At 67.4% G+C, this 5,109-nt stretch carries 4 protein-coding genes; all 4 read right to left on the reverse strand.

Annotated features, from left to right (window positions below):
* Window positions 1–1,014, reverse strand: a 1,014-nt coding sequence (locus tag JCM9942_RS10745; protein ID WP_304941139.1) for an FHIPEP family type III secretion protein, incomplete at its 3' end; no start/stop codon positions are given.
* Window positions 1,011–2,141 carry a flagellar biosynthesis protein FlhB gene (gene flhB / locus JCM9942_RS10750; RefSeq protein ID WP_054659593.1) on the reverse strand — a complete coding sequence of 377 codons (1,131 nt, stop codon included), beginning with the start codon at window positions 2,139–2,141 and terminating at the stop codon, window positions 1,011–1,013. The genes flhB and JCM9942_RS10745, both read right to left, overlap by 4 nt.
* Before the next feature lie 62 nt (window positions 2,142–2,203).
* Window positions 2,204–4,312: a putative bifunctional diguanylate cyclase/phosphodiesterase gene (locus JCM9942_RS10755; protein WP_054659595.1), complete on the reverse strand. Its 2,109-nt coding sequence runs from the start codon at window positions 4,310–4,312 to the stop codon at window positions 2,204–2,206.
* A gap of 165 nt (window positions 4,313–4,477) precedes the next feature.
* The coding region (locus JCM9942_RS10760) for a flagellar biosynthetic protein FliR (protein ID WP_054659597.1) at window positions 4,478–5,109 on the reverse strand (632 nt) is incomplete at its 5' end.

Here is a 5,109-nt window from a genome sequence, read left to right on the forward strand (position 1 = left end):
GGCGCCGCTGGCGGCCGCGGCGCCGTCACGTTTCCAGAACTTCCAGGCCAGGAAGCCGAGAATCGCCGCCAGCGTCAGGAAGGCGACGTTGGGCATGCCCGGCACCAGGCCGACCAGGCCGATGATGCCGGCGGCGATGGCCAGGGCACGGTACTGGCCGAACACCTGGCCCATCATCGCCTGGCTCATGTCCTGCTTGCGCGAGGCGCGGGTGACCAGCAGTGCGACCGCGCTGGACACCAGCAGCGCCGGCAGCTGCGCGACCAGGCCGTCACCGATGGACAGCAGGGTGTAGGTGGCGGCCGCGTCGCCGAACGGCATGCCGTGCTGCAGCACGCCAACGGCCAGGCCGCCGAGCAGATTGATGAACAGGATCAGGATGCCGGCGATCGCATCGCCGCGGATGAACTTGTTGGCGCCATCCATCGCACCGTAGAAATCGGCTTCCTCGCGGACTTCCTCGCGACGGATCTTGGCTTCCTCGCGCGTCAGCAAACCGGCGTTGAGGTCGGCATCGATGGCCATCTGCTTGCCGGGCATGGCATCGAGGGTGAAGCGTGCGGCCACTTCGGACACGCGTCCGGCGCCCTTGGTGATGACCACGAAGTTGATGATGGTCAGGATCGCGAACACCACGATGCCGACGGCATAGTTGCCGCCGATCACGAATTCGCCGAACGAGGCGATCACCTTGCCGGCCGCCTCGTGGCCGTTCTGGCCATTGAGCAGGATCACCCGGGTGGAGGCCACGTTCAGTGCCAGCCGCAGCATCGTGGTGATCAGCAGCACGATCGGGAAGATGGTGAAATCCAGCGGCCGCTGCACATAGACCACCGCCAGCAGCACCATCAGCGAAATGGCGATGTTGAAGGTGAACAGTGCATCCAGCACCGGCGCGGCCAGTGGCATCACCACCATCGCCAGCAGTGCCAGCACGATCAATGGCGTTCCCAGCCCGTTGCGCATCATCTCCAGCGCCCGGCGCACCCCAAACGGCATCGATTGCACGCTCATGGCGTGCCTGCCTTGCCGAATTCATCCACCTCGAACGGCGGTTGCGCGGGCATGGGTCCGGTGCGCCACTGGCGCAGCTGGTAGACGTAGGACAGGACCTGGGCAACAGCCGAATACAGTCTCACGGGAATTTCCTTGCCGAGTTGCCCTTCTCTATACAAGGCGCGTGCCAAAGGCGGAGCGGAGACGATGGCGACCTTGTTGCCGTCGGCCACCTGGCGAATGCGCAGGGCCAGCTCATCGACACCGCGGGCCACCACCGTCGGCGCGTTCATGCGGCCACCTTCGTACTTCAGTGCCACCGCGTAGTGGGTCGGGTTGACCACGACGACGTCGGCGCTGGGCACCGCTTCCATCATCCGCCGCTGCGACAGCTGCATCTGCATCTGGCGGATGCGGCCCTTGATCTCGGGGCTGCCTTCGCTTTCCTTGAGCTCGCGCTTGAGCTCCTCGCGGGTCATCTTCAGCTTCCGCAGCCAGTTCCACTTCTGGTACGGCGCGTCGATGGCCGCCAGCAGGCACATCGCCCCGGCGGTGGCCAGCAGCAGCTGCAAGGTGAAGCCGAACCCGCTGCTGGCCGCGCTCTCCAGCGGCATGCGCAGCAGCCCGCGCAAGCGGTCCATGCCATGCCACATGCACAGCCCGGCGGCGGTGCCGACGAATACGATCCGCAACAGGGACTTGGCCAGTTCGGCCAGGGCTTCCGGGCCGTACTGCCGCTTGAGCCCGTTCATCGGATTGAGCCGGTTGAAATCCGGCATCAGCGCCTTCTGCGAGACGCGCAGGCCCCCCATCACCACCGGGGCCACAAAGCTGGCCAGCACGCACACCAGGATCAGCGGTGAAATGGCCACCATCAACTTCAACAGGAGCCAGCCGGCGTGCCCGAACAGCGCGTCAGGGTTGCGGAACAGCGCCGCCTCCGGGGTCAGGGCACCACGCAACCAGCTGCGGGTGCCACTGCCGATGGTGCCGGCCATCGCGTAGATGGCCAGCACGCCCGCGCTGAACACCGCGGCGGTGGCCAGCTCGCGCGAACGCGGGATATTGCCCTGTTCGCGGGCGTCGCGCAGGCGTTTTTCGGTGGGAAGTTCGGTCTTTTCGCCGGACTGGTCGTTCTCGGACATCACGCGGCACGGAAGGGGAGCTTACTGTCTCCGTGCAAGAAGCGTTCCGCTGGCCGCGGCGCTCAGGGTTCGCTGTGGTCCACCGCCGGAAGCGCCACGCCGCCATGCAGCCGCATGAAGCTTTCGGCACTGACCGGCTGGCCGAGCTGGTTGCCTTGCAGGTAGTCGCAGCCCAGACGCTCGATATAGGTACGCTGGCCCTGCGTTTCTATGCCCTCGGCGACGACGTCCATGTTCAGCGCATGGCCCAGCGCGATGATGGCCGAGATGATCACCACATCCTCGTCGCTCTCCTCCACCGCCAGGATGAAGGCCCGGTCGATCTTCAACTCGGTGGCGGGCAGGCGCTTGAGCTGCAGCAGGCTGGAGTAGCCGGTACCGAAGTCGTCGATGGAAATGCCGATACCCAGCGCCGCCAGCGCGCGCAACGAGGTGGAGGTGGTGTCGGCATCGTGCATCACCACGCTTTCGCTGATTTCAAGGATCAGGCGCGAGGGGTGCAGTCCGTTGTGCTCCAGGATCTGGCGGACCTGGCCAAGCAGCTGGCCCGAACCGAGCTGGCGGCTGGACAGGTTGACCGATATCCGCCAGTCCTGGTGACCGGCATCCTGCCAGCTGCGCATCTGCCGGCAGGCCTCGTTCAACACCCACTGGCCCAGCGGCTCCATCAGGTCGTGCTGCTCGGCCAGCCGGATCACCCGTTCGCACGGGATCAGGCCATGTTCGGGATGGCGCCAGCGCAGCAGCGCTTCGGCCCCGCCGACACGGCCGCTGTTGGCATGGATGCGAGGCTGGTAATGCAGCAGCAGTTGCGGCGTGCCGATGGCCGAGCGCAGGTCCGCGAGCAGGCGGATATCCTGCTCGACGCTGCCCTTCATCCACTCGGCATAGACCGCGTGGATGTTGCGCCCGGCCTGCTGCGCGTGGCGCATCGCGATCTCCGACAGCGATACCAGCGACTGGCCGGCCTCGGTGTCGGCGCTGAGAAGGGCCACGCCGATACTGCAGGTCACGCGCATGTCGCGGCCGCCCACGCGCAGGGTGTTGATCGCGGTGATGACGCGCTCGGCCAGTCGTCTGGCCGCCGGCTCGTCCTCGATCGGCGTGGCGATCACGAACTGGTCGCCCCCGAGCCGGGCGACCAGATCCCCGGCGCACATCAGCTGCCTGAGGCGTTCGGACACGCCTACCAGGACGGTGTCTCCGACATGATGGCCGAAGGCGCCGTTGATCTGGCGCAACTCGTCCAGATCCAGCGAGAGCACGGCCAGGCTGTGGCCGGCGTCGCGGGCGCTGGCGATCTGCTGGTCGATCCGTTCAAGCGCCCGCTGGCGGTTGGGCAGGCCGGTCAGCGGGTCGTGCAGGTTGGCGTGGAACAGCTCCTTGCGCGCGTCGTCCAGCGAGGCGGCCAGCATCGAGTTGCGCAGGTGCAGCAGCCGGCTCCGGGTACGTTGTTCCAGCAGCGAGACCAGCAGCGTCACGCCGATCACCGCGACCGATACCACCACCACGAAGGCGGCCAGCCATTCGGTTGGCAGCCCGCCCGTACCGGCCGCGGCGCAGACACTGCCCTCGGCAAAATGCGCCGCGGCCATGCCGGTGTAGTGCATGCCGACGATCGCCAGCCCCAGCACGATAGCGGCGGCCAGACGCGCCGGCAGCGGGTGGTCGCTGGCGCGCAGGCGGAAGGCGATGAACAACGCGCTCCAGGAGGCGGCAACGGCGATCACGATGGACAGCGCGAACCAGAAACGGTCGTACTCGATCTGCGGATGCATGCGCAGGGCGGTCATGCCGAGGTAATGCATGCAGGCGATGCCTATTCCCATCAGCAGCGCGCCCAGCGCCAGCCGCAGATGCGGCAGGGTCGGGCGCGAGACCAGCCACAGCGCGAACAGCGCGCTGGCGATGGCCACCAGCAGCGATTGCAGCGTCAGCCACAGGTCATAGCCCACCGGGATTGGCAGGCGGAAGGCGAGCATGCCGATGAAGTGCATCGACCAGATACCCGCACCCATCGCGCCGCTGCCGGCCAGCAGCCACAGCGCGGCGCTGCGGCGGGAATCGGCGACGGACACGCGGGCGGCCATGTCCAGCGCCGTGTATGACGCCAGAATGGCGACCAGAACTGAAAGCACGACGAACAACGGGTTATAGCTGCCGACGAGCATCAGGACCCCTCCGGAGATGGCGCACCGCACCGTCCCGGTGCGAGGTGGCAGGCAGCTCCGCTGTCACGGCAGTACCCGCGCGGCTCCCAGACTACCTACACCATGGGGGGGGGAAGCAAGAGGCGGGCGTATCGGCGCGGCAAAAAGGGCCTCGGCCGGTCCGGATCAGCCGGTGACCTGGCGGGCGGTATCGAAGGCGGTGTCGAGCAGGCGTTGCACCGGCGGTCCCATTTCACCGGCCAGCAGCGCCAGCAGCAGCATGCCCAGCAGCAGGGATACCGGCAGGCCCAACTGGATCGGGTTCAACGCCGGGGCCGCGCGGGCCAGCACGCCGAAGGCCAGATTGACCGCCAGCATGGCCACCGTCAGCGGCAACGCCAGCGTCAGTGCGCCACGGAAGATCTGCAATGCGAGGGTGGGCGCCAGCGCCGCCATGGCGTGCGGATCGGGCAGGGCGGTGCCGATGGGCAGGGCCTTGTAGCTGTCCATCAACAGGGAAATCAGCGCCAGGTGGCCATTGGCGGTGAAGAACAGCAGGCCGAACAGCAGGTAGAACCATTGCCCGATCACGCCGGAGCTGCCGCCGCGCATCGGATCGTTCATCTGCGCAAACGCCAGCCCGGTGCCCTGCGCGACCATTTCGCCGGCCATCGCGCCGGCTTCGAAGATCAGCCGCAGCAGGAAGCCGATCGACACCCCGACCGCCAGCTCGCGGGCGATGGTCAGCACGGTGGCGGCGTCGAAGCCGTTCCACACCGGCACCGGCGGCAGGATCGGGGCCAGCGCCACCGACAGGG

Source organism: Stenotrophomonas pictorum JCM 9942, from assembly GCF_001310775.1.
In the GTDB taxonomy this organism is placed as follows: Bacteria; Pseudomonadota; Gammaproteobacteria; order Xanthomonadales; family Xanthomonadaceae; genus Stenotrophomonas; species Stenotrophomonas pictorum.